We start from the raw sequence: 23,931 nt of genomic DNA, 5'->3' as shown, positions 1-23,931 counted from the left end.
ACTTGTAATTGCCCTTTTTAAGACAATTCATTTTTATTTATGCAGCTGAAAAACAGATCTATTTTAGTCGTTGATGATGATCCTGATGTGCTCACCGCGGTAAGGCTTTTATTGAATACCGAGGTCGGGGAAGTAGTCACAGAAAAGAATCCTGAACAGCTCCCTTCCTTACTCTCTGCAAAGCACTTTGACCTCATCCTTTTGGACATGAATTTCAAGAGTGCCATTAACAATGGCAATGAAGGTTTTTTCTGGCTGAATAAAATAAAGGCGATGGCGGCGGATACCAAGGTCATCATGATTACCGCTTATGGCGACATTGACCTGGCCATCCAATCTTTAAAAAACGGGGCCGCCGACTTTGTCGTTAAGCCATGGTACAATGAAAAATTACTGAATACCATCACCGAAGCGCTGGATAAAAAAGAAAAAACAAAGGCCAAAGGCTTAGACCATAGTCAGGGTATCGGCAGCGATTTAATCGGTAAATCAGAGGTCATGCAGGAGATCTTTTATAAAATCAGCCGTGTGGCCCCTACTGACGCGAATATTCTCATTCTTGGAGAAAACGGAACCGGTAAAGACCTGATTGCAAACGCCATCCATCAAGCTTCTTTAAGGGCACAAAAACCATTCGTGAAAGTGGATATCGGCTCCCTTACGGAAGGCCTTTTTGAAAGCGAATTATTCGGACATAAAAAGGGCGCCTATACCGATGCGAGAGAAGACCGGACAGGCCGTTTTGAAGCAGCAGATACCGGAACCTTATTTCTGGACGAGATCGGGAACATCAGTTTACAACAACAGGCCAAACTATTGAGCGTGCTGCAAAACAGGCAGGTGATCAAGATTGGAAGTAACGATGCGGTCCCTGTAGACATCAGGCTCATCTGCGCAACCAATGTAGAGATCCGGGAACTGGCAACAGAAAACCGATTCCGCAAAGACCTGATCTATAGAATCAATACAGTAGAAATCATCGTTCCTCCGCTAAGGAAACGTGGAAAAGATATCTTATTACTGGCCAGGCATTTCAGTAAAATTTATGCCGATAAATACTTTAAAACCCAGATGGACTTTGAAGAGTCCGCAATGGATAAGCTCTTAAAGTATTCTTTCCCCGGAAATGTAAGAGAACTACAATATACCATAGAGCGCGCCGTAATTATGGCGGAAGGCCCGATATTGAAGGACACTGACCTCGTTTTCTCTCCTATAGAAACGGTAATCCCCCTCAGCGAAGACCTGAGTTTAAAATCATTAGAGAAGAATGCCATTCTACAGGTGATTGAGAGAAACCGTGGAAACATTACCTGGGCAGCAAAAGAACTCGGCATTACCAGGAACGCATTATACCGCAGGCTGAGCAAATATGACATTTAAGCACCTGATCTGGCGAACAATCTGGAGAATAGTGCTCCTGTTTATCCCCCTTACAGCTGCATCTTATTGCCTCGTACAAGGATGGTTCTCCTGGCTGATCCCTTTATCCATGCTGATCATTTACCTCGCTATCGAAAGCTATAGGTCACAATTAAAAATGTATCGGGAATTTGAACATTTTGTAGAATCGATCCGATATCAGGATTTCTCACTTCATTTTGAGGTGAAGCATGCGCCAACGGAACTGAAGGCGCTCAGAAAAGGATTTAATGACATTAACGCTGCTTTTAAACAGATTTCGAGAGAAAAAGAAACACAATATCAGTATTTAAAGAAGATCCTGGAGTTGATCGATACTGGTATATTATCCTATCAGACAACGAACGGAGAAGTGATCTGGATGAATGAATCTTTAAAAGAGATGCTGCAGATTCCTTATCTAAAAACCATCGCTTCCCTTGCTCAGAGAGATGAAAAGTTACATCAGGAGATCATTTCTTTAAAATCCGGGGAATCTAAAATTGCCGGAATTCAAAACGGGGATCAGACGTTGAAAGTATTGCTTTCTGCGACTGCCTTTCAAACCGGAGCGTTAAAATTTCAGGTGATCGCCTTTCAGAACATCAACGAAGTTCTGGATGAAACAGAAGCAAAGGCATGGCAAAAATTACTGGGTGTATTGACCCATGAGCTCATGAACTCTATTGCGCCCATCTCCTCCCTGGCCGGAACGCTTAAAAGCCGGCTGTCTGCTTTAGAAAGAACTGCGCCTTATACCGCAATTTTTGAGGACCTGGAAATGGGAATCGAAACGATACAGAGAAGAAGTCAGGGTTTATTGAGATTTGCAGAAACGTATAGAAATCTGAATAAAACAACCGCTCCGGTGATGGAACAGGTCCAGGTCAGACCCTTGCTGGAAAACATATACCAGCTGATGCACCCCACACTGCTACAGAAGAATATTGAACTGGAGTTGATTTTAGCAGATGCCAGACTCCTGATCAAAGCAGATCATGCTTTAATGGAACAGGTACTCATTAACCTCTTGTTAAACGCAGTAGATGCCTTAAAAGGTAAGGCCAATCCAAAGATCATACTTTCTGCCGAAAACAATGAAAAGGGTAAAGTGGCCATCAAGGTGACCGACAATGGTTGTGGGATTTCTCCGGAAATGACCGACAGTATATTTGTCCCTTTCTTCAGCACAAAGAAATCTGGTGGAGGGATCGGTCTTCCATTGTGTAAACAAATTATAATGCTCCATCATGGGCAAATCCAGTTCCATTCTGTGGAAGGTTTGGGTTCCAGTTTCATTATCTATTTATAGCCCGTTTTACCGGCTAAATCCATGCGCCATAACAGGTAGGGAACAGCTTAGGGAAATGCCCGAAAATGACCCGGTTTATGGTCGGTGCTTACCCGCCTTTAACACGCTTTCAAGCGTGTCTCCACCGAGTATAGACCGAGTATAGAGCCTGGTTAGAGCGCGTATAGGTAAAACACGGTATTTCGATGTTCCGAAGCTGAATTTTATCTGGTTTTTAGCTTGCTTATTCCGGACAGGACTTTACACAAAATGTGCCCGGTTTCGTTGATATTCCTAATGGATACCTACACCTGCCCGGGAGATATCCCAGCAGCAGGCAATGAGCCAGGGCCGCCGGCATTGGAAACCGCAGCGACCATTTCAGGAGTAGAAACACCCGGCATCGCTCCATGAACAACAGGATACTTCATATCGATCAGTTTTGTGATGCCGGGTGTAGAAAATATTTGTTTAAGGTTGTTCTTTCAGGTTTACATTGGAACTTAAAAAACCCAGGTATTTCTCGTCTTCCCCTTCAAAAATCTCATCAGGATCCAACAGGTAAGCCCTCAGAAGGAACTCCTTTGCACGCTCTTCGTCGGCTTGTTCCAGGAAACATTCTCCCAATCTCAACATGATGAAAGGATTAGAGTATACGTTTTCCTCTACATTGCTTTTTGCAGTCAGGAAGTACGTTAATGCAGTTTCAAAATCATCTTGCAGGAAATAGGCATCTCCTATAGAGGCGTTCAGCCAAACACTTTGAATATAATGGTTTTGTGGTTCAGGAATCATGACCAATGCCTCTTCCCAGCTGGCTACAGCACCATCAAAATCTTCTTCATCCATACAGTCGTTTCCGCTTTCTGAAAGCGCATCAATTTTTTCCAACACTTCATTGGAAAGCTCAGGGAAAGCTCCGTTTATTTCATCTTCGTTCATGATCTGATCTTTAAGTTCTCGCAGCATTCTGAGAATGCTATTTTAATAACTACAATAATCGGGTTTTAGTTTACGTAAAACAAGCAGTGCCCCGTTTTCATATCTATACGTTTTTAGCTTTTAAAGAATTACCTTTGCTGCCATATATATTAATATCACTGTCTTTTGAAAAAAGTTCTTAAAATTACCGGAATAACGATTGCATCTATTGTACTACTCTTATTTATCACGCCTTACCTGCTGCCAAATACCATTTCTAAAGAAGTGGAAAAATGGGTGAATGGAAACATTAAAGGTGAAGTTAAATTCGACAGCAGCAGTTTGTCCTTTTTTAAGCATTTTCCATCCTTAACTTTTAGCCTCCATAATTTCTCCTTAAAAGGTGCGGCACCTTTCCAGCAGGATACCTTGCTCTTTACCAAAGAATTGTCCTTTCGGGTAGACTTACGCACTGTTTTCTCCGATCAGATCAAGATTGACCAGGTCTTCATCGACCAGGCCAACATCAATATCGAAGTAGATGAGAAAGGAAATGCCAATTACAATGTATACGAAAGTAAAACAGATACGACGAAGAAAACCGACAGCAGCGCTACAGGAATAAAGATCGAAGGCATCTTCATTAACAAGAGTAACCTGACGTATAACGACCGCTCGGTACCGATGCTGGTCAGTGCCAAAGGGCTGAATTATTCCGGACAGGGAGATTTAAGCAAAGCGATTTTCGACCTGAAAAGCCAGGCGGCGATCGATACCCTGAATCTTTATTACAATGGAACGCCTTACCTGCTGAACAAAAAGGTGAATGCCAAGCTCCTTACTAAAATCAATACCAGCTCCCTGGATCTGATGTTTGATGAAAATGATTTAAAGATCAACTCCCTTCCCATCGAGTTTGTGGGCCGTTTCTCTTTTCTAAAAGACGGTTACGACATCAACTTTAAAACCAGGGCAAAGGAAACAGACCTGCACAATATTTTCTCGGCCATGCCCCCTGCCCTTGCAAGCCGAATGGAAAAGACCAATATTAAAGGATATGCAGAGATTGACGCTTCTTTAATCGGAAAATACCTTGCAAAAAGTAAAAGCATGCCTACTTTGTCCTTTAACATGAAGATCCGCGAAGGGCAGATTTCTAATCCTAAAGCTCCGGAGTCCATCAGCCACTTATACCTGAACCTGCAAACGAAATTACCCAGTTTAAATATGGACAGCTTATCGGTCAATATGGATAGCTTGTATTTCAATATGGGAAAAGACTATGTCAGCTCGGTAGTGAAATTAAACGGGCTCAAAGAACCGGAAATCTTTATCAAAACACGCGCAGCAATCGACCTTGGCAAATGGGGAAAGATCTTCGGTGTAGACCAGATCAGAGGTCATTACAACCTCGACCTGAATGCGGATGGCAAGTACACCAGAAAGGTAGTCCGCAGTGGCATCAGACAAGTAGATACCGTGATTGCTACGATTCCTAAATTCAGTTTAAAATCTTCTGTAAGTAACGGCTATTTTAAATATGCCTCCCTTCCTGCGGCGATCGACAAGATCAATTTTAGCATGAATGGCCATAATCCGGACGGTAATTACAAGAACACCAAACTGGAAATCACCGACATTAATATTCAGGCGCTAAGCAATTATATCCGTGGTTTTGCGAAAATGCAGACCGCAGAAAACAACCCTATAGATGTTCAGTTAAAATCCATGATCAACTTTGCGGAGATCAAAAACTTCTACCCCCTGAAAGACCTGGAACTGAGTGGAGAACTGAACCTGGACGTACAAAGTAAAGGTGGTTACAATAAGCTTAAAAAGCTGTTCCCGGTCACTTCTGCTACAATTAAACTGGCAAACGGAAGGATTAAAACTGCTCATTTTGATCAGGCACTGGAACAGATTGTGGTAGACGGAACGCTGGTGAACAAAGACGGAAGCCTGAGAGGGACGCAACTGAACATCAAGCCCATCTCCTTTCAAATGGCGGGTCAGCCTTTTATGTTAAAAGCAGATCTTAAAAACTTCGATAACATGAGCTACAATGTTACCTCTAAAGGCACCATAGATATTGGAAAAATGTACCAGTTATTTGCCATCAAAGGGTATAACGTTAAAGGTTCTGTATTTAGCGATGTTTCCTTTAAAGGCTTGCAAAGCGACGCGCTTAATGGCAGGTATCAAAAGCTAAACAACAAAGGACGTGTAGTCGTTAAAGAACTTACGCTGGAATCCGACCTGTTTCCTAAATCTTTCTTCATCAAAAACGGCATATTCTCTTTTGCTCAGGATAAGATGAAATTTGAACGTTTTACTGCCAGTTATGGCAAATCGGATTTTACCATGAATGGGCATTTGGGCAACATCATCAATTATGTATTGTCGGATAAAGCCATGCTTACCGGAAACTTTAACCTGCAAACCAAACAGCTTTTTGCGGATGAGTTTATGGTTTATAATGCAGCTCCTGCTCAACCGGGAAAAGCAGCAGCAGGAAGCGGTGTGATCATTATCCCGAATAATTTAAATGTATCGGTAGTGGCGGATGCTGCCGCAGTATATTACAACGGACTGAAAATTAAAGAGGCAAAAGGAACACTGGCCTTAAATAACGGAACGATGACTCTGAGTCAGACGAGCTTTAACCTGGTGGATGCGCCAATGACGATGGATGCCACTTATAAAAGTTTAAGTCCTAAGTCTGCGGTTTTCGATTACCATATCTCTGCAAAGGAGTTCGACATTTCCAAGGCTTATAAAGAGATCAAGCTCTTCCGTGAACTGGCTACTTCAGCATCCAAAGTAAAAGGTGTGGTAGGTCTGGATTATCAGCTTTCAGGTAAACTGAACAAAGATATGTTCCCTGTTTTCCCCACGTTAAAAGGTGGCGGAACCTTATCTCTAAAAAAGATCAGCCTGATGGGCTTTAAATTTATGAATGCGGTAAGTAAAGCTACCCGTCGTGATAGTTTAAGCAATCCGGACCTTTCTGAAGTCAACATCAAGAGTACGATCAAAAATAACATCATCACCATTGAAAGGTTTAAAATGCGTGTGGCAGGATTCCGTCCGCGTTTTGAAGGCCAGGTGAGTTTTGATGGCCGCCTGAACATCAGCGGCAGACTTGGTCTGCCTCCATTTGGTTTGATCGGAATCCCATTGAGCATTACCGGAACGCAGGATAATCCTAAAGTTGCCCTGAAAAGGAATAAAGAAGGAAAACTGGAAGAAACCGAGGATGATGACAAATAGAAATCAGCGCTTCCAGATATGGGTGTAGATGATGGATTAACTTATTTACTGGAATTACCGGCCATTTATTTATGGCCGGTATTTTTGTTGGAAAACGTTTTGATTACTGTGCTGGTGTTATGGTCAGGACGGTTAATCCAGCAACAGTTTTCTCCCCAGCCCGATGCTCCATATTTGTATAGCCGCAAAGAATGGCTGATCTGCGGGTTAACCAATGTCCTGAATACCATTGTCACGTATATTGGCTACTGGCTATGGAAAAATGGCTTTATCGGAATTAGTGCTGACGTTTCGGGGTTCATTTTATTTGATTTCCTGATCTTGTTCCTGGCGATGGACTTGCTGATGTATGTTTTTCATTATATCATCCATAAAACCTGGTTGTACAAAGCCATACATGGATTGCACCATGAAGCGGTCAACCCCAAACCCATAGACCTCTTTATTTTACATCCATTGGAAACCATCAGCTTTGGCGCGCTCTGGCTCCTGTTGTTACTGTTATCAACGTTTAACATTTATGCGATCATCATTTACCTGATGATCAATGTACTGTTTGGTATGATTGGACATCTGGGTATGGAACCTTTAAGTGCCGTTCTGCGCAACAAACGTTTTTTTAAATACCTGGGGACATCCAGTTTCCATCACCAGCATCATCAGGACATCAGCCATAATTTCGGTTTTTATACGAGCATCTGGGACAGGTTGTTTGGCACGTATAAAGCCTAGGTTTCCCCTCCTGCTGATCTTTCCCTCAACCACCAAAGCTAAATCAGTTAACCTTTGGATTAAAACAGAGAAACCTGTAATTTTCAGGAATCAACAACACCAATAAAAACGCTTATGAAAAATCGTCTGTTCGGGCCCTTCTTTACGGCTATATGCATCTTTGTCTGCCTGCTTTTCTGCAAAACAACCAATGTTATTGGACAAAGCCCGAAAAAGCTTTCAAAAGATGCACTGGCAAACTTATTGGCCTATAAAAAAAGTCCACATAAATTGTTTATTGGTTACCTTGTTGGTGATGGAAATGATCCTGAACCATCCTACAATATGCTCAATGTTCCCGACAGTGTGGACATTATAGAAGGTTTCGCCGGATATGATCAAAACCCCGATCACTGGCGTGCTTTACAGGCAAAAGGAACAAAAATCGTGTATTGCTCTTTCCCTAAAAATGATGCTTATTTTGACGGATCAGTAAAAGATCCTGCAACGAAGGAACCAGGTTATGTTGCCCCTCCCAATTTTGACAATACCAAAGCCAATGCCAGCAGCACCTACAACAATTGGGCAAAGGCGATGTACAACAAATACATTAAGCAAATGGGCTGGGACGGAATAGATGTAGACATCGAAAGAGGCACTTTCGGCAACGATGCACCGGCAACAAATGCGGTTGCGGTATTAACTGCCGTAGCAAGATATTTCGGGCCAAATGCGGAAGCTGGAAACCTGACAAATGCAGGTGTAAAACCGCTTTTTCTTTTTGACACTGATGTGGATACGAAAGATAGTGAACCATTGAGCTATGGCCGGATCTATACACCTTACAAAAGCAATTATGATTATGCGTTGTTTCAATGTTATGTAGGTGGTGCGCGTCGCTGGAAAGGATCTCAGGTAACCGAACTGACTCCTTTGCTTTCTGCCTTCGGCAAGGATAAATTAATTGTCATGACCAATGGAGATGAATGGTTGCATCAGAATGGTGGTCAGGATAGCCCGCCTAATGGGGATGCAAAAGCCACGCAGTGGTTACTGGATATTGCGAAATGGACTAAAGAGAACGATACACAGGGTGTCGGTGCTTATCGGATGAGCAGGGATTATAACCATACGCCACATTTCAAAGTGAGCAGAGAAAGCATTCAAATTATGAATCCTGTTAACTGATGATCAACCCCTTAAACAATAATATTACAGCCCAAATAACATTAATGCAGCCTCCAAACTAAGAAAATTTCAGTTTGTATTCTTTCAACAATAAGTTATCAAATTGGTTTAAAAATTCCTTAAAATTTTGACAATTTGATTTAATTTCATTTAGATCAAGCTTACTAAAAATATCAGGACAGTGAGATGCTTCAAACCTCTTTTTTGATTTAAAAGTTGCATTCTGAAGTTCCTCTTTTGGATTTCGAATCTGCATAGGATTTCTCCCAGGTTTAATCGAGGTTCCATATGCGCTGTTAAAACAATCAATGTCACCAAAGATCAACGCTTCCAGCTCCCATATATTCAAGAGAAAAAGGTGATGTTTTCCTCCACAATGTTCACTTGAAAGTTTAAACCATGCCTTTCTTTTCTCCACTTCATTTCCCTGAGAAGAGAATGCGTCTAAATCGCGAATAAATAGGACAAATTCACCCTGTTTCTTTTCAAGTTCAATCTTAAGCGCATTTCTAAATTTGATAGTTTCCAGCTGCGTTCCACGTATACCGCGTACCAGATTCAAAAACTTAATGCCACTACCATACTGCTTTGATAAAAGATTATTTATTGATGAAGTATCATTAGGATCCTCACCCACAAGTCCTACATTGATCATCCTTCAAGATCTGACATTAGCCAATAATCACTTAGAAAGCCAACCTCATCCATATATGCTTTAGCCTTTTCAATTTGAACTTCATCAAGATTATTCAATACCGTTCCTACCCCACCAACGTATTTTGCAATTAAAATTTTATCAAGTTCTTCCGGATCGAGATGATCAAGAGCTTTGGGCGAGTGAGTAGAAATTAGAAACTGTTTATAGGCAGACTGTTCCTTTAAAAACTGCATAATCAAATTAAACTGATGCGGATGGATACCTAATTCAGGTTCTTCAATAAGTATGAATCCTTCTTTTTTGTCAGTGACCTCTGATATAATGTAGAACATTCGTTTAGTTCCATCAGACATCTGAGACCAAGGTATCCAGCTATTATTTACAAAAAAATCAAGCCTAAGATTTTCAACGACTATTTTTCGTTCATCACGAAATACATTAATGTTCTTGTTAAAACGAATGTTCTGGATTGGACTGAATTTGCGAAGGTTATCGACAATCTCCTCATCCATAGATAACATATCATAAAGATTATCTGCTTGTATAGTTTCAATTAGAAAGTGATCAAACCTAATTCTATCTTCTTCTTCTCCAAGTGCTTCCTGATTAATTGATTCCTCGTATTCCCGATAGTAAGCATTAATAACCTTATGTTCAACCATATAAACAGCTTTCCAAAGAAAAGGGGAATCTAAATCTGTATCCCAAATATCATCCTCCGAACCTAAAGGAATAGTAATTGAACCCGCTCGATCAATCCCTGGCATCGATTCAGGGATAGAAAATTTTAAATATAAAGGAGTTGGCGAAAACTCTGTGAAACATGAGATTAGATTCCGGAGATTTTTACCAGCCATACGTCCTCTATAACGCTTGAATGAATTACGGTTAAGTTCATCGTTATCTGTATCAAAAATAAGTTCGTTGTCAAAGGTCAATTTTTGTGTTATTAAGATCTCCCTTTCTTCATAATCAATGTCATGATTAGACTTTGGAATATTTCGTGTCACCTCGTAGACAAGATCCTTACTTCCTTTTGTACAAAAGACCAAATCCACATGCTTAAAGTTGATCTTTCTATTCGGTCCTACCGACTTCAACGTTTCAACGACCACCTCTAAAAAATTTGATTTTCCAGATCCGTTAGGTCCAATGATCATATTCATTCCCCTTTTTAAATTTACATCAAGAACCTCTATCGATTTATATCCGATAAAATGTCCTGCTTTCAAAAAAGAATAGTTATTAGTCGTTGTTGTATCCATGTGTAATTCAAAGATAATTCATAAAAGGCAAACTACGAGAAATAACCCTGATTAATTAGCAATTAATGACCTACTAAAAAAGTCTCTTTTGCTATCACGTAAATAATCAAGGCTGGAATATTCCAGCCTTGATTATTTGAACCAATGTGCCGCGCAATAATGCCATAATTTCATCACTACCGCGATCAGCATAAAAACGCATAATATCCAAAAGAACAGCATTCTTATCCATCCGATATGAGAAAATAGACGCCTTTTCATCACCTGCCCTTTTTTACACCTTTAATCTCTGATAGTAACTGCGACAGATATCTGCGCATTTCAGACAAATTTTTGCGCAAATCCTGCAATGCTCCTGATCATAGCCGGAACAGACTTCCGCACACATTCTACAGGCCTTTTCGCAATTCAAAAGACGCGCATAATCCATATCCGAACTTAACATCAACAAACTTGCAGTAAGCGCACATACATCTGCATAATCTCTATCTGTAGGCCACCATTTCTTCAACGTTCCGTATTGAATCCTGGAAAAACCTACCGCCGCACAATCTTCACAAACACTGGCGCACAAGGCCAGTGTTTGTTTTAAATCTATGATTTCCTGCTTTTCCAACATCGGCCCTACTCCTCTTCGCTATTTTTCATCTTTGAAAGCAGGTCATATGCACCTTTCAGCACCACTTTATCCCGAGTATCTGTATCTGCAGGGATTTTAACCGCTACATACCCCGCATCACTTACCCCTGCTTCTACCGGAATCATTTTATAGTGCCTACCAGTACCTGTTTCTTTAGGCGCAGCAACCGCTATAAAAATGTATTTCTTTCCCTGGAAATCAACCACAGCACTTTCCTGCAGCGCGACTACCTCATTGCTTCCGGTTTCAATAAAAGCCTTCAGATAAGTTCCGGGAATAAAGCCAGTGCTCCCTTTTGCAATCGCATGTACCGTCACCGTTTTATCGGTATTGATTTCCCCTCCAACCAACTGAACAACCGCTGTTCGTTCCGTATCATCATTGGTCAGCGTAAACCTTACTTTCTGACCTTTCCGAACTTTTGCCGCATCTTTCTCAAAGACATTCAGCTCTACATGCAGGTTGGAATTGTCGACGATCTCGAACATCACATCATTTGGATTCACAAACTTTCCGGTATTTACATTCACCTTCGTGACATAACCGTTAATCGGAGAAAAGATGCTCACCTGACTCCTGATACTTCCTGCAGTCAGATTTCCAGGATTAATATTGATCAGTCTCAATCGTTGCTTTAAAGCATTTTCACGGGCCAGTGCCACCTGATATTGAGATTTTGCCTGTTGCAATACTTTCTGTGCATTCACATTTTGCAAAGCCAAAGTTTGCTGACGCTTATACTCCGAATCGGTCAGCTCCAGCTGACTTTTACTTTCCAGGTAATCCTGCTGCAGCTGAACATATTCCTGGTTTTCCAATATGGCAACCAGTTGTCCTTTCCGAACGGCAGTTCCAGGCAATAATGGAGAAGACCTGACAATCCCGCCCATTTGTGTCGTAATGCTCACCAGATTTTGTGGCGGGACATCAATGAAACCATTCACTTTCAATACACCACTCATGGATTTCATTTCCGGAGATCCTAAAACAATGCCTGCAGATTTAAATTGCTCAGGACTGATTTCTACATTATTTTCCTCCTCCTTCGGCTTCGTTTCTGTGGCCGCCGCCGCAGTACTTTCTGCTGCTTTCTTATTTCCGCAGGCAGAGAGGAATAGGGCCAGTACTACAACCATGGCCATGCTGCTGATATTTTTAACTAGTATTTTCATTTTCTTTCTTTTTATTGGTGTACAAAGCCTGCAAGACAAGCCTCATACACCATTGAGATTATAAACCTATAAGGTATTGTAAGGTGTAAACAGATTGATTGTATTGATTAATCGCCTGGAGATAGCTAAACTGAATCTCCGAATAGGTACGCAAAGCCTGTAAATGCTCTACATAGCCAATCTCCCCATTCTTAAAGGCAATCTGGCTTTGTTTCAGAATCAGGTTCACATTTGGCAAAGCATTCTTTTCATAATAAGCAATGCTTTTTGCGTTCTTCAGCAAATCCTGATCAGCCTGTTTATATTGTGCCTGAAGTCCGGTTTTAAAACCATCAAACTGACTTTGGGCTACTTCCTTTTCTATTTTAGCCGCCTTGATTCTCGCAGAGAAAGGTTTAAAAAACAGCGGCAAGGCGATGCCTGCCTGGATGCCCTGAAAGCGTTTTCCGGCATCATAGAAGCGGTCCTGTCCGTTTACGCTCTGCGTTCCGATGATCGACTGGTTGAAATAGCCGATTGTAAAATCAGGACCCGCTTTCGCTTTTTCCAGCCCGATGGTCCTATCGGCAATAGTTACCTGTTGTAGCTGATAAGCTAACAACGGATTTTTCAGCATCGCACTGTCGTTGCCCCCTTCTTTCCAGTCTTCCTTTCGGAACGACTGTACCGGAAGAACCACCGGCTCAGTAGTATTCATCAATTTTTGCAATTCAGCGGTATAAACTTCAATACTGGATTCGTTCCTTGTCATCTGGTTTTGCACCTCAAAGTATTGCGTCTCTGCAGTTGTTTTTTCTAACAGATTCGTTTCTCCGGCCTGATAACGGAAAGTAGATGCTTTCTTAAAATTGCTGTATACCGAATCCTGACTCTGGTATAATTTCCTGAGGGCAAGCAGATAGGCCAGCTGCGTATAGGCTGTTTTTACCTGATACTTTAGCTCATTCTGCGTCACCGAAAGATTAATCTCCGCGCCTTTAATTTGGGCATCATAGACCTTTTTCTGATTCTTCACGAGACCAGGATAGGGAATCCCCTGCTGAACGCTGATGTTGTTGTCTCTTTTAACCGAGCTGATCTGCCCGTATTGGAAACCAATACTCGTCTTTCCGGGATCAAAAGAGCTTCCTTTCAAGGCTTTTTGCTGATCAATTTGTAAAGCAGAAGACCTTACCGACTGGTTGTTCTGTATCGCAATGGCGATTGCCTGATCCATCGTTATCGGATTTCCTGTTGATTGCGCTTGAGCTCCGGGTGCAAAAAACAGTAAAGCAGCAATGATGGCAATCACGGTCACAGGTACATTGCCTTTCTTCTTAGACTTGAAGCGCTCAAAATAAGTGTACAGCACAGGAAGTACAATCAAGGTGAGGATCGTAGAAGTAATCAATCCGCCAATCACCACTGTGGCTAAAGGCTTTTGAACTTCCGCGCCTGCGGCAGCAGAAATTGCCATCGGTAAGAAACCCAATGAAGCGACTGCAGCCGTCATCAGTACCGGTCTTAACCGGATTGCGGTCCCTTGGAGCACAATTTCATTCAGGTCTTCCAGTCCATTTTTCTTCAACCTGTTGAACTCGGTGATCAGCACAATTCCGTTCAATACCGCTACACCGAACAGCGCAATGAAGCCTACCCCGGCAGAAATACTAAAAGGCATTCCACGAAGCAAAAGCGCAAAAATACCGCCGATAGCGGCCATAGGGATGGCAGAGAAGATCAGCACCGATTGTTTCACAGAACCAAAGGAGAAATAAAGCAATAACAAGATCAGCAACAAAGCCACCGGAACGGCAATAGACAGCCTTTGCTGTGCCTCTTTCAGGTTCTCAAACTGACCACCATAGGTGATGTAATATCCTGCCGGAAGTTTGATCTGCTGATTGATCTTTTGCTCAATCTCTGTCACCACACTGGCAATATCTCTTCCCCTTACATTCAGGCCTACAATGATTCTGCGCTTGGTATCTTCTCTTTGAATCTGGTTAGGGCCAATCTTAAATTCTACATCTGCCAGCTGGTCCAGGGTGACCTGATTTCCATTGGGTGCAGTTACATAGACATTTTTCACATCGTTGATGTCCTGCCTGTTGGCCTGAGCCAGGCGGACCACGAGGTCATACCTTTTCTCTCCTTCGTATACCAAACCCGCAGACTGTCCCGCAAATGCCGTATTTAAGGCCTGATTTACGGTTTCAATACTGATGCCATACTGCGCAATGCGATCTCTGTTGATCTTCACGACAATCTGAGGTAAGCCTGTCGCCTGTTCCAGGTACAAATCTTTTGCACCGCTCACAGAAGACACTATTTTACCTACCTTTTGAGATAAGGCCGTTAACTCCTCCAGGTCATCTCCAAAAATCTTGATGCCAATGTCCTGTCGCACTCCGGAGATCAGCTCATTCGACCTCAGCTGAATAGGCTGAGAAAAGCCGAAGCTTACCCCCGGGATTTGCGCCAGTGCCGCGCCCATCTTTTCCGCCAGTTCTTCTCTGGTGCTGGCACTGGTCCATTCTTTTTTATCTTTCAGGATGACCGTCAGATCGGTGGCCTCCATGGGCATCGGATCAGTGGGGATTTCTGCCGATCCAATCTTTCCAATCACCTCTTTTACTTCCGGGAATTTGTTCACCAGAATACCGGAAGCCTGATTGATTTTGTCAATACTCTGACTTAATGAACTTCCGGTGAGCAGCCTCGTTTCAACTGCAAAATCACCTTCTTCCAGGGTTGGAATAAACTCCCCTCCCATTCTCATAAACAACCCGATACTGATCAGCAGCAGCACTACTGAACTTACAATCACGAGCATTCTCCGTTTTAATGCGCCACGGATCACAGGGGTATAATAACGAAGGAAGAAATCCATCATCTTATCGGAGAAGTTCTTTTTATCAGATACTTTTTTGCTCAGAATGAGGGAAGAAACCATCGGCACATAGGTGAGCGACAGGATAAATGCGCCAATAATGGCAAAGGAAACGGTCTGTGCCATCGGTCCAAACATCTTCCCTTCAATTCCAACCAAAGCCAGGATAGGCAGGTAAACAATCAGGATAATGATCTGACCGAAAGCCGCAGCACTCATCATCCGGACTGCCGATTTTTCTACCTGCTGGTCCATCTCTGCCTGTGTATACGGCCGGCCCAGCTTAGTTCCGCCAAGCATGTGCATCGTTGCTTCCACAATAATGACTGCACCGTCGACAATCAGGCCGAAATCAATCGCCCCAAGGCTCATCAGGTTCCCGGAGACCCCGAATACATTCATCAGCGCAATCGCAAACAACATTGCCAGAGGGATCACGGAAGCCACGACCAGTCCTGCCCTGAAATTCCCCAGGAACAGCACGAGCACAAAGATGACGATTAAAGCCCCTTCGATCAGGTTTTTTGCCACTGTTCCAATGGCACGGTCTACCAGGGAGCTCCGGTCAAGGAAAGGTTCAATCACCACTCCCTCCGGCAGGGTTTTATTGATCCGGTCGATTTTTGTTTTTACCTGCTTCACGACATTGTTCGCATTTGCACCTTTCAGCATCATCACGATGCCACCTACGGCTTCCCGCTGACTGTCTTTTGAAGCCCGTGTTAAGGCGCCATATCTGATCGCATTCCCAATATTCACCTCTGCAATATCTCGGATCAAGACCGGAATGCCATTGCTGTTGTTCTTTACGACAATCTTTCTGATGTCGTCCAAACTACCAACCAAGCCTTCAGATCTGATGAAATAGGCATTCGGTTTTTTATCAATATAGGCGCCGCCCGTATTTTTATTGTTCTTTTCGAGGGCATTGAACACCTCGCTGATGCTCAATCCAAAACTTCTCAGCTTGTCCGGATCAAGGGCAATTTCGTATTGTTTCAGTAAACCGCCAAAGCTGTTTACTTCTGCAATCCCCGGTGTTCCGAGCAATTGTTTACGTACAATCCAGTCCTGAATACTTCTCAGTTCCCGGGCATCGTATTTACTTTCAAAGCCGGGTTTGGCATGAATCACGTATTGATAGATTTCCCCTAAACCGGTTGAGATCGGCGAGATTTCCGGATTGCCCAGCTCTCCGGGGATGTTATTTTTGGCTTCCGCCAGTTTTTCATTGACCTGCTGACGTGCCCAGTAAATATCGACATCGTCGTGAAATACAATCGTGACTACAGAAAGACCGAATCTGGAGATCGAACGTACCTGTTCAATTTCCGGAATAGTGGCCATGGTTTGCTCTACAGGGTAAGAGATTAAACGTTCCACCTCCTGTGTAGCCAGGGATGGACTAAGGGTAATTACTTGAACCTGATTATTGGTAATATCAGGAACGGCATCTATAGGTAACTGTTTAAGGGAATAGACACCCCAGGCAATTAATGCCAGGGTAAATAGTCCGATAACTAACTTGTTATTTATAGAAAACTGAATGATTTTTTTCAGCATCTTATCTAAAATTAGGTTTGGAATAAAAAATGAAAATTGCAGATGCAGGCTATTCCCAAAGAATTGCCTTTAACGCATAATTTTGAAGATTTTTATTAACCTAATTGTGGCGGTTGCCAGATGGAGATGGACGCTGTTTTGATATTCCCGTCCACAAATTCAGCATACGTTCTTTGCGCGGGTAATGGGAGGTATAAGAAGTTTACCTGAACCTTGGTGAAGGTTGGGGTACTGCAGCAGGCACAAACGCAGAAAGGAGAACAGCTGTCTAAACCCTGATGCTCGCTATTGTCTGTATTGCTGGAAATTTTGGAGATACTTGTCGCATTTGATGGTAAATTATTGCCCAAAACATCAGCACAGGGTGTGATACACAATGCAAGGATGACCAGACTTAAAAACCAATTCGCGAACCTCATTCGAGTTATTTTATTCAAAAGTAAGAGAAAACAACGCCTTTCTCTAATTTAATCACACAAAAAGCAGGCCATTAACCGAATAATGGCCTGCTATAAACAAAATTATTTAAGGATTCATGATCTTGATCAAACGTTTCGTTACTGCGTAGTCCGCAGCAATAATCTGATCTGTTTTAGATGGAATATCACGATCTATCGCATAAGAGAACACTCCGCCTTTGGTTCCCTGTGTAGGTTGCCAGCGTGCATAATTGTAACACCTGCTCTGTAAGTTTGGATCCGGATACAATACGTCTCCCCAGTTCGCACCATTCTCTTCGTAGAAAGAGAAACCAGGTAAGAACTTGTCAGGCGTAATGTAAGGAGCATATAAATTAAACGTACTTGTTAAATTGCTGGTGCTTCTTCCGTAAGCCTGTAAGAACGTATAATCGATCAACTTATAAATCGAAGTAAAGAAAGTGGTCGGATTTTGGTTCGTATCGTAAATGAACTTTTTACCTGTTCCGGACCTTGGACCGAAATACTTAGACAAGGCTTTCACTGCGGCAACCTTTTTCGTTAAGGTTGTTCCGGTTGGATTGCTCTCTACGTCGATGTCTATTCCATCCAGGTTATATTCTGTTACCCATTTATCATTAATCGTTTTTGCCCATGCGGCGTAACCTGTAGAATCCTGTCCGCCGGTAGTAGTGGCGCTGTTCAGGTCTCCGATGGTGATGATCACCTTTGTGCCTTTGGTATGCAAATAAGGAACGTAATTCGTTTTCAACACATTCCAGTACGCATTTTCCGGAGGGGTATAATCGGGGAATACCATCACCATGTCCAGGCTATCCGGCAGGCGGCGCATGCTCGTCTTATTTCCGGTTTCGGTCACGCTATCGCGCCAGGTGCGGTAATAACCAACGCTCAGCTGATGTTTGCTGTTCTTGTAATCGATTAAACTTCCGGTGGTTGCTACTTCCGTACCGGTTACAGGTGGGTTCTTCTTGCAAGCCGTTGCAAAGCCCATTAAGGCAAGGCCTATCAGACAAATTTTTAAGTTTTTCATTTTATAGGGAGTTATAGGGTGGATATGATTTTTCTTAAATGCGCTTAAGGCCAGCTTTGTAATGGCGAGCTTAATTTCACACTATCCCCGTATAGTACCGTAGAGAATGAAGACAGGTAGGTGGCCATATTTGTTCCCGGGAGATCATAGGTCAGGTAAACCCCATACCCCTGATTTTTGGTCGATTGCGCCAATGATTTGGCTGTACTTGCACTGGTATTATTGATCCATACTGCAGCAGGGCTCAACAGGCTTTTACCCATTGGAGGAACATTTGGAACAGAAAAACTGCCATAATTTGCATTCCAGCTATAGTTCACATTGTCGCCTACCCTTTGCCCGTTCCACTGTACCCTTGAAGCCGCGGGTCCGTAGTAATAGAAGGTAATCAGTTTTGTCGGCATCAGTTTTCTAAGCTCCTGCACCAGCATCACAAAGGAGCTGTCGTTGGGCTGAGTGGTTCCGTTTTTGCCATACTCCGCATACTCATCATCAAAGTCAATTCCGTCCAGGTTATAAGTGGTTACGGCATTGCTCAGCTGTTGTGCAAAATCTTTTGCAGAAGCACGACTCGTGAAGTTACAGAAGCCTACGCCCTGATGATTGCCCAGGACCGACAACAATACCTTAATTCCTTTATCCTGTAAAGGCTTAATATAGGTTGCTTTGTTGCTCAGTACTTTTGTCACCTTGTCGTTGTTAAACAAGAATGCTTTTTTTGTGACCGCATCGTAATTGATGTTTGCCGCAAAGATGATGGCCAGGTCAAAGAGTTGCTGTCCACCGGTTTTCAGGGTGTAAGCCCCCACATTGAGAATGTTGTTGTTGTTTACTTCCACGTAGCAAACGCTGATGGGGCCGCTTTTGGCAACCGCAGCTGCTGCCGGGGAAGTGGCAGATGCTGTGGATGAACCGGTCACATCCGTTCCATCCACAGGTCCTGTTTTTTTACAGGCCGACAAAAGTAGTCCTGCTGTCATTACCGCCACAAGGCCGTTTAACATGTTTTTGTTTTTCATAGGTTTTTGGTTAGATAGGGTTATGTAATAAAGATTAATTCATCATTCGATGGCTACCGAACGAGGTCGGTCTGCCGGGTTTACTCCCCAGGTTGCTGAAGGTTTATTTCCCATAAACAGGGTCAGCTCCCCTCCTGCTACCAGGTCTTTATGGCGTAAATAAGATTTTGTATAAGGTTTTCCATTTAACAGGGCCTTCTGAATGTATTTATTCTCTTTGCTGTTTCCCTGTACTTGAATGTGGAACTTCTTGTTTCCCGAAAGGGAGATGACCGCATCATTGATTAAAGGAGAGCCGAATACATAAGTTCCATTGGCCGGATTAACCGGATAGAATCCCATCGCAGAAAATACATACCAGGACGACATCTGTCCTAAATCTTCGTTTCCACACAAACCATCAGGTTTGTTGGTATACAAAGAATCGGTAATCTGACGTACCAGACTGGCGGTTTTCCAGGGTTGTCCGGCATAAGCATACAAGTAAGGAATGTGGTGGTTCGGTTCATTTCCCTGTGCATACTGACCTACCAGGCCACTGATGTCCGGAGAACTGCCTGCATCCATTGCGGAGCTCATGCTAAACAGGGTGTCGAGTTTTTTCGTGAAAGGGGCATCACCACCAAACAAGCCGATCAGTCCTTCAGGATCCTGAGGAACCAGCCAGGTATATTGCCAGGCATTACCTTCAGTATAATCATCTTCACGGTGTTTTGAAGCGATTGGGTTAAAAGGCGTTCTCCAGTTTCCATTCTCCAGCTTTCCCCTCATAAAGCGGCTTTGTTTGTCGAAATATTCACTGTATAGTTTTGCTCTTTTACTAAAATATTTATAGTCTTCCGTCTTGTTCATTTTTTTAGCCATCTGGGCGATACACCAGTCGTCAATGGCATATTCCAGCCCTTTTGCTACGGATTCAATCACTTTATCAGATGGGATGTATTGGCTTTTCTGCGCGTATTCAATGCCTTCTACTTTTTGCATCGCAGAATGTTTCATTGCTTCGTAAGCAAGGTTCGCATCAAAGCCTTTGAACCCTTTCAGGTAGGCATCTACAATAATCGGAACGGCATGGTAACCGATCATGGTATTCGTTTCACTGCCCATCAGGTGCCATACCGGAAGTTTACCCTGTTGTTTATAGATCGCCAAAAATGAATTGACCACATCTGATACTTTATCCTGATGCAGGAAAGTAAACAAAGGGTGAAAAGCGCGGTAGGTATCCCATAGGGAGAAGGTGGTATAATTGGTAAATCCGGGTTTACGGTATATCTTTTTATCCGTTCCCCTGTAATCGCCATTGGCATCATCAAAAACAGATGGCGCGATCATCGTATGGTACATCGCGGTATAAAAGGTCTTTTTGGTTTCCTCATCTGCATTGATTTTAACTTTGGAAAGTTCTTTTTCCCATTTGTTATCCGCCGTTGCAACTACCTTGTCAAAATCCCATCCCGGAATCTCTGCGGTAATGTTTGCAAGGGCATTTTCATAACTCACCGGAGAAAGGCCTACTTTAAGTTTTAGCACTTCCTGGCTGATGGATTTGAAGCTTAGTACTGCTTTAACACGTTTGCCTTTAAGTTCCTTTCCATTTGCGCTCCTGCTGCTGCTATCAGAAAGCGAAAGGCTGTTTAATGGCTGAGAAAGTTTAACGGCAAAATAAAGGCGCTGGTCATTTGCCCAGCCTTTAGAATGGCGGTAGCCCACTAAGGTCGTGGCGTCGACTTGTTTCACATAAGTATCTACCGGGCTGTCCCATCCTACTCCTGCATTCAGGTCCAGCATGACATGTGGGTTTTCCTGTTGCTTAGGGAAGGTATAACGGTGAAAGCCTACTCTTTCTGAACTCGTCAGCTCCGCTTTAATTTTATATTTATCAAGGACAACACGATAGTATCCCGCTTTTACGACTTCTTTATCATGAGAAAAAGTGGAAACATAATCCAGTTGTGAAGGTCCTGTTGCCGGCATCACAAGGATATCATTCAGGTCCCCGATTCCTGTCCCACTCAAATGGGTATGGGTAAAACCAATAATCGTATTGCTGGCATAGTTATAACCACTGCACCAGTCCCAACCTTCAAAGACATTGGTTGGCCCCAACTGAACAGCTCCGAAAGGAACGTTGGCCCCAACAAAGACATGGCCATGTGCAGCAGAACCAATATATGGATCTACATATTTGGTAAGTTGTTTCTGAGCAAGGACTTGCTCCACAGAAAACAGAATGCCGAGGCATAAAAGGTGTTTAAGCTTCATTATATTTTTAAATATGGGTTTCATTATTGGCACCTAAGGTACGGATACGGCTCAAAAATTTACAAAATTGTCATGCAGCACCATCACCGGGGGGATGAAGGGTATATGGGGGTATACACGCTGCATGACAAGTATTTCAACAAAAAAAGGTTAGAAAACCGATACGATCAGCTTACCGCTGCTCGTGGTATTGTATCCTGTATAAGTATACGGTGTGGCTGCTCCGTTACCACCGATCAGGTCGTTATCACAACGCCAAACCTTTAGGTTAGGCCCACCATAAGAACTGATGGTAATGTTATAAGTTCCATCAGGAATCAATCCCGTGGTAATGGTCTGGCCGGCATTCAGGTAAAACACCTGTGTCGGTGCTCCGGTGGTGCTCGTTAAAGTAATGGTTGCACCGGTGGTAGTTGACCTGTTGTTCAGGTATACCCCTGTGGCACCCAGACTTTTCTTAGCCAGTTTAATGTTCATCGGCTTTACCGGTAAACTTACACTTGCATTGAGGGCCAGGCAGGATAAAATCATGCTGCTCATTAAGATTAGTTTTCTCATGATGTAATGGTTAAATGGTTTATAAATTGATTAGTTTTTCTTATCCCACCAAAGTTTAGTTCCCCCATTATCTGCACCGTTAAGCAATCCCACTGCTTTCGTTACTTCTGCATTGTTGTTTTTATATTCATCCTCAGAAAACGGCAATCTTCTGATTTGTTTTTCTGTGTTAATCGTTCCACCGCTTTGGTTATTTACGACAGGGAAAATTTTCGGATAGCCGGTACGTCTGAATTCAGACCATGCTTCCTGACCGTCAGGAAAAATAGCAATCCATTTCTGGGTGATGATGCGTTCCAGTTTCTGTTCCATCGTTGCTCCTTCGTCCCATTTAATGGTGGTTTTACTCAATAGCGGAGAGTTGGCCGCCACATTATTTGCCACATTAATCGGATCAGTATATGGTGCCTGAGTATCTGTGTTATTGTTCAGATAAGTGCTGGCATCAGTGCTTCCAAGCGTGTACTGCTCGAAAGATGTTTTTACCCCTTGCTCGTAAAACGACTGGGCACTCCCGCCCATGCTCCAGCCTCTTAATGCACCTTCTGCACGCAGGAAAGCGACCTCCGCAGCACACATATATTGTACCGGCGTATTTTCTTTCAATGTGGAAGAGGAAGAATTCAGGTAGGCATCCGGTTTACCACTAAATGAGATTCCGCTGCGCACGCCCTTATAATCTCCGGGAATCACTTTTGAAGTCATAAAGTACTTAGATAAGCGCGGATCTTTAAAGCCTTTCAGAATCGATTCTGCTGAAGCATTCATCCGGGTATCATTGTAACTTAAATCATCTACCCATAATCCGTTTCGGGTTGGTACTCCCTTGCCCGATTTTACAAGCGCATTATCCCCATTTACCGCAAGCATCCCGTAAGAATTGCTCACTGCTTCTTCTGCTTTCGTCTTTGCCAATGCAGGGTTTGCATAAGCGATGCGAACAGCAAGTCTGAGCTTTAATGAGTTTGCAAATTTGATCCATTGTATATAATTGCCATCATAAACCAGGTCAAAACGGTTCAGTGAATTGTCAGACGGATTTTTAGTCACAAATTCGGTTAGCACTTTGATGGCATCGTCCAGGTCCTTAAAGAACGTATTGTAAACCGTTTCCTGATCATCATAAGGAGTGGCCAATGAACCTGATCCAAATTTAGAATAAGGAATTGGTCCGTAAATATCAGAAACGCGGTGCATCCCTTCTACCTTGATGATATTGGCCACAGCAATGAACTGAGGATTCGCTACCGCACGTTTCGTCACTTCTCTCCATCCATTCATCACCCCATTATAGCCTACTTTAAAAGGCCATAGGTTCCAGCCGTTTTTTAAAGCATAAGTGGAATTATTAGGTCCTCCGAAATCACCGGGAGGTGCAAAATATCCTGAAAAAATATCCGCATTTAAATTTTGCTGGATTTGATAAATATAATCCTCATTCGTTTTGCAATACATGACATTTACCTGCATCTCCGGAATAAATATACCCGATGAAATATTGTCTTTTAACAGGTCTTCTTCCGTTAATCCATTTGGATTAGCATTGTATTTGTCGAAATCTTTTGTACATGAACTCTGTACCATAACAAACGTTGCAGCAAAAATGGCCGCGCTAAGTTTGGTTGTTTTTATTAAGGTTCTCATAATATATGATGATACTAGGT

General features: G+C 42.8%; 18 protein-coding genes. 5 read left to right on the top strand and 13 right to left on the bottom strand.

What is annotated here, in order from left to right:
• Nucleotides 1-39: 39 nt before the first annotated feature.
• Together BLQ87_RS00490 and BLQ87_RS00485 are read left to right on the top strand one after the other, a co-directional pair.
• Nucleotides 40-1,383: a sigma-54-dependent transcriptional regulator gene (locus BLQ87_RS00490; RefSeq protein WP_074603955.1), complete on the top strand. Its 1,344-nt coding sequence runs from the start codon at nt 40-42 to the stop codon at nt 1,381-1,383.
• A complete protein-coding gene (locus BLQ87_RS00485; protein ID WP_074603954.1) occupies nt 1,373-2,713 on the top strand; it encodes a sensor histidine kinase in 1,341 nt (446 codons plus the stop codon). Before BLQ87_RS00490 ends, BLQ87_RS00485 begins: the two co-directional genes overlap by 11 nt.
• 284 nt (nt 2,714-2,997) lie before the next feature.
• Here BLQ87_RS00485 and BLQ87_RS00480 read toward each other — a convergent pair whose 3' ends face one another.
• Nucleotides 2,998-3,129, bottom strand: a complete 132-nt coding sequence (locus BLQ87_RS00480; protein ID WP_262502363.1) for a nitronate monooxygenase — start codon at nt 3,127-3,129, stop codon at nt 2,998-3,000.
• 34 nt (nt 3,130-3,163) lie between these two features.
• A complete protein-coding gene (locus BLQ87_RS00475; RefSeq protein ID WP_083361625.1) occupies nt 3,164-3,661 on the bottom strand; it encodes a tetratricopeptide repeat protein in 498 nt (165 codons plus the stop codon).
• 138 nt (nt 3,662-3,799) lie between these two features.
• Between BLQ87_RS00475 and BLQ87_RS00470 the strand changes: the two genes are divergently transcribed.
• The 3 genes from BLQ87_RS00470 (at nt 3,800) to BLQ87_RS00460 (ending at nt 8,782) form a co-directional block, all read left to right on the top strand.
• Nucleotides 3,800-6,883 (top strand): AsmA family protein, encoded by a 3,084-nt coding sequence (locus BLQ87_RS00470; protein WP_074603953.1) that lies wholly within the window; start codon nt 3,800-3,802, stop codon nt 6,881-6,883.
• An 18-nt stretch (nt 6,884-6,901) separates the two neighbouring features.
• Nucleotides 6,902-7,615, top strand: coding sequence for a sterol desaturase family protein (locus BLQ87_RS00465; protein WP_074603952.1), 714 nt, complete (start codon nt 6,902-6,904; stop codon nt 7,613-7,615).
• Between the two features lie 114 nt (nt 7,616-7,729).
• Nucleotides 7,730-8,782 (top strand): EndoS/ChiA family endoglycosidase, encoded by a 1,053-nt coding sequence (locus tag BLQ87_RS00460; RefSeq protein WP_074603951.1) that lies wholly within the window; start codon nt 7,730-7,732, stop codon nt 8,780-8,782.
• 58 nt (nt 8,783-8,840) lie between these two features.
• Here the strand turns inward: BLQ87_RS00460 and BLQ87_RS00455 are convergent, their stop codons facing one another.
• The 11 genes from BLQ87_RS00455 to BLQ87_RS00410 form a co-directional block, all read right to left on the bottom strand.
• Nucleotides 8,841-9,437, bottom strand: a complete 597-nt coding sequence (locus BLQ87_RS00455) for a DUF4276 family protein (protein WP_074603950.1) — start codon at nt 9,435-9,437, stop codon at nt 8,841-8,843.
• A complete protein-coding gene (locus tag BLQ87_RS00450; RefSeq protein WP_074603949.1) occupies nt 9,434-10,705 on the bottom strand; it encodes an AAA family ATPase in 1,272 nt (423 codons plus the stop codon). Before BLQ87_RS00450 ends, BLQ87_RS00455 begins: the two co-directional genes overlap by 4 nt.
• Nucleotides 10,706-10,979: 274 nt before the next feature.
• The gene (locus BLQ87_RS00445; RefSeq protein WP_074603948.1) at nt 10,980-11,324 is read right to left on the bottom strand and encodes a four-helix bundle copper-binding protein; all 345 of its coding nucleotides are present in this window, start codon (nt 11,322-11,324) and stop codon (nt 10,980-10,982) included.
• A 5-nt stretch (nt 11,325-11,329) separates the two neighbouring features.
• Nucleotides 11,330-12,517, bottom strand: a complete 1,188-nt coding sequence (locus tag BLQ87_RS00440) for an efflux RND transporter periplasmic adaptor subunit (protein ID WP_074603947.1) — start codon at nt 12,515-12,517, stop codon at nt 11,330-11,332.
• A 58-nt stretch (nt 12,518-12,575) separates the two neighbouring features.
• Complete coding sequence (locus BLQ87_RS00435; protein ID WP_074603946.1) at nt 12,576-16,952, bottom strand: CusA/CzcA family heavy metal efflux RND transporter; 4,377 nt, start codon at nt 16,950-16,952, stop codon at nt 12,576-12,578.
• Between the two features lie 95 nt (nt 16,953-17,047).
• A complete protein-coding gene (locus tag BLQ87_RS33405) occupies nt 17,048-17,371 on the bottom strand; it encodes a DUF6660 family protein (protein ID WP_143010290.1) in 324 nt (107 codons plus the stop codon).
• Between the two features lie 106 nt (nt 17,372-17,477).
• A complete protein-coding gene (locus BLQ87_RS00430; protein ID WP_083361624.1) occupies nt 17,478-18,425 on the bottom strand; it encodes an endo-beta-N-acetylglucosaminidase family protein in 948 nt (315 codons plus the stop codon).
• Between the two features lie 44 nt (nt 18,426-18,469).
• Nucleotides 18,470-19,444: an endo-beta-N-acetylglucosaminidase H gene (locus tag BLQ87_RS00425; protein ID WP_216857755.1), complete on the bottom strand. Its 975-nt coding sequence runs from the start codon at nt 19,442-19,444 to the stop codon at nt 18,470-18,472.
• A gap of 42 nt (nt 19,445-19,486) precedes the next feature.
• Nucleotides 19,487-21,709, bottom strand: a complete 2,223-nt coding sequence (locus tag BLQ87_RS00420) for a GH92 family glycosyl hydrolase (protein WP_074604877.1) — start codon at nt 21,707-21,709, stop codon at nt 19,487-19,489.
• Nucleotides 21,710-21,859: 150 nt separating this feature from the next.
• Entirely contained in the window at nt 21,860-22,267 is a 408-nt protein-coding gene (locus BLQ87_RS00415; RefSeq protein WP_074603945.1) for a hypothetical protein, read from the bottom strand.
• A gap of 30 nt (nt 22,268-22,297) precedes the next feature.
• A complete protein-coding gene (locus tag BLQ87_RS00410) occupies nt 22,298-23,911 on the bottom strand; it encodes a RagB/SusD family nutrient uptake outer membrane protein (RefSeq protein ID WP_074603944.1) in 1,614 nt (537 codons plus the stop codon).
• Between the last annotated feature and the right edge of the window lie 20 nt (nt 23,912-23,931).

Origin of the sequence: Pedobacter steynii (assembly GCF_900103665.1) — a bacterium.
In the GTDB taxonomy this organism is placed as follows: Bacteria; Bacteroidota; Bacteroidia; order Sphingobacteriales; family Sphingobacteriaceae; genus Pedobacter; species Pedobacter steynii.
Note: the sequence above shows the minus strand (reverse complement) of the source record. Positions and strands in the feature narration are given on the sequence as shown.

Excerpts from the sequence above, each read along its gene's own strand:
- BLQ87_RS00485 (WP_074603954.1), top strand. The coding sequence starts at position 1,373 with ATGACATTTAAGCACCTGATCTGGCGAACAATCTGGAGAATAGTGCTC.
- BLQ87_RS33405 (WP_143010290.1), bottom strand. The coding sequence starts at position 17,371 with ATGAGGTTCGCGAATTGGTTTTTAAGTCTGGTCATCCTTGCATTGTGT.
- BLQ87_RS00435 (WP_074603946.1), bottom strand. The coding sequence starts at position 16,952 with ATGCTGAAAAAAATCATTCAGTTTTCTATAAATAACAAGTTAGTTATC.
- BLQ87_RS00475 (WP_083361625.1), bottom strand. The coding sequence starts at position 3,661 with ATGCTGCGAGAACTTAAAGATCAGATCATGAACGAAGATGAAATAAAC.
- BLQ87_RS00445 (WP_074603948.1), bottom strand. The coding sequence starts at position 11,324 with ATGTTGGAAAAGCAGGAAATCATAGATTTAAAACAAACACTGGCCTTG.
- BLQ87_RS00455 (WP_074603950.1), bottom strand. The coding sequence starts at position 9,437 with ATGATCAATGTAGGACTTGTGGGTGAGGATCCTAATGATACTTCATCA.
- BLQ87_RS00430 (WP_083361624.1), bottom strand. The coding sequence starts at position 18,425 with ATGAAAAACTTAAAAATTTGTCTGATAGGCCTTGCCTTAATGGGCTTT.
- BLQ87_RS00465 (WP_074603952.1), top strand. The coding sequence starts at position 6,902 with ATGGGTGTAGATGATGGATTAACTTATTTACTGGAATTACCGGCCATT.
- BLQ87_RS00410 (WP_074603944.1), bottom strand. The coding sequence starts at position 23,911 with ATGAGAACCTTAATAAAAACAACCAAACTTAGCGCGGCCATTTTTGCT.
- BLQ87_RS00420 (WP_074604877.1), bottom strand. The coding sequence starts at position 21,709 with ATGAAGCTTAAACACCTTTTATGCCTCGGCATTCTGTTTTCTGTGGAG.
- BLQ87_RS00440 (WP_074603947.1), bottom strand. The coding sequence starts at position 12,517 with ATGAAAATACTAGTTAAAAATATCAGCAGCATGGCCATGGTTGTAGTA.
- BLQ87_RS00450 (WP_074603949.1), bottom strand. The coding sequence starts at position 10,705 with ATGGATACAACAACGACTAATAACTATTCTTTTTTGAAAGCAGGACAT.
- BLQ87_RS00460 (WP_074603951.1), top strand. The coding sequence starts at position 7,730 with ATGAAAAATCGTCTGTTCGGGCCCTTCTTTACGGCTATATGCATCTTT.
- BLQ87_RS00425 (WP_216857755.1), bottom strand. The coding sequence starts at position 19,444 with ATGAAAAACAAAAACATGTTAAACGGCCTTGTGGCGGTAATGACAGCA.
- BLQ87_RS00415 (WP_074603945.1), bottom strand. The coding sequence starts at position 22,267 with ATGAGAAAACTAATCTTAATGAGCAGCATGATTTTATCCTGCCTGGCC.
- BLQ87_RS00490 (WP_074603955.1), top strand. The coding sequence starts at position 40 with ATGCAGCTGAAAAACAGATCTATTTTAGTCGTTGATGATGATCCTGAT.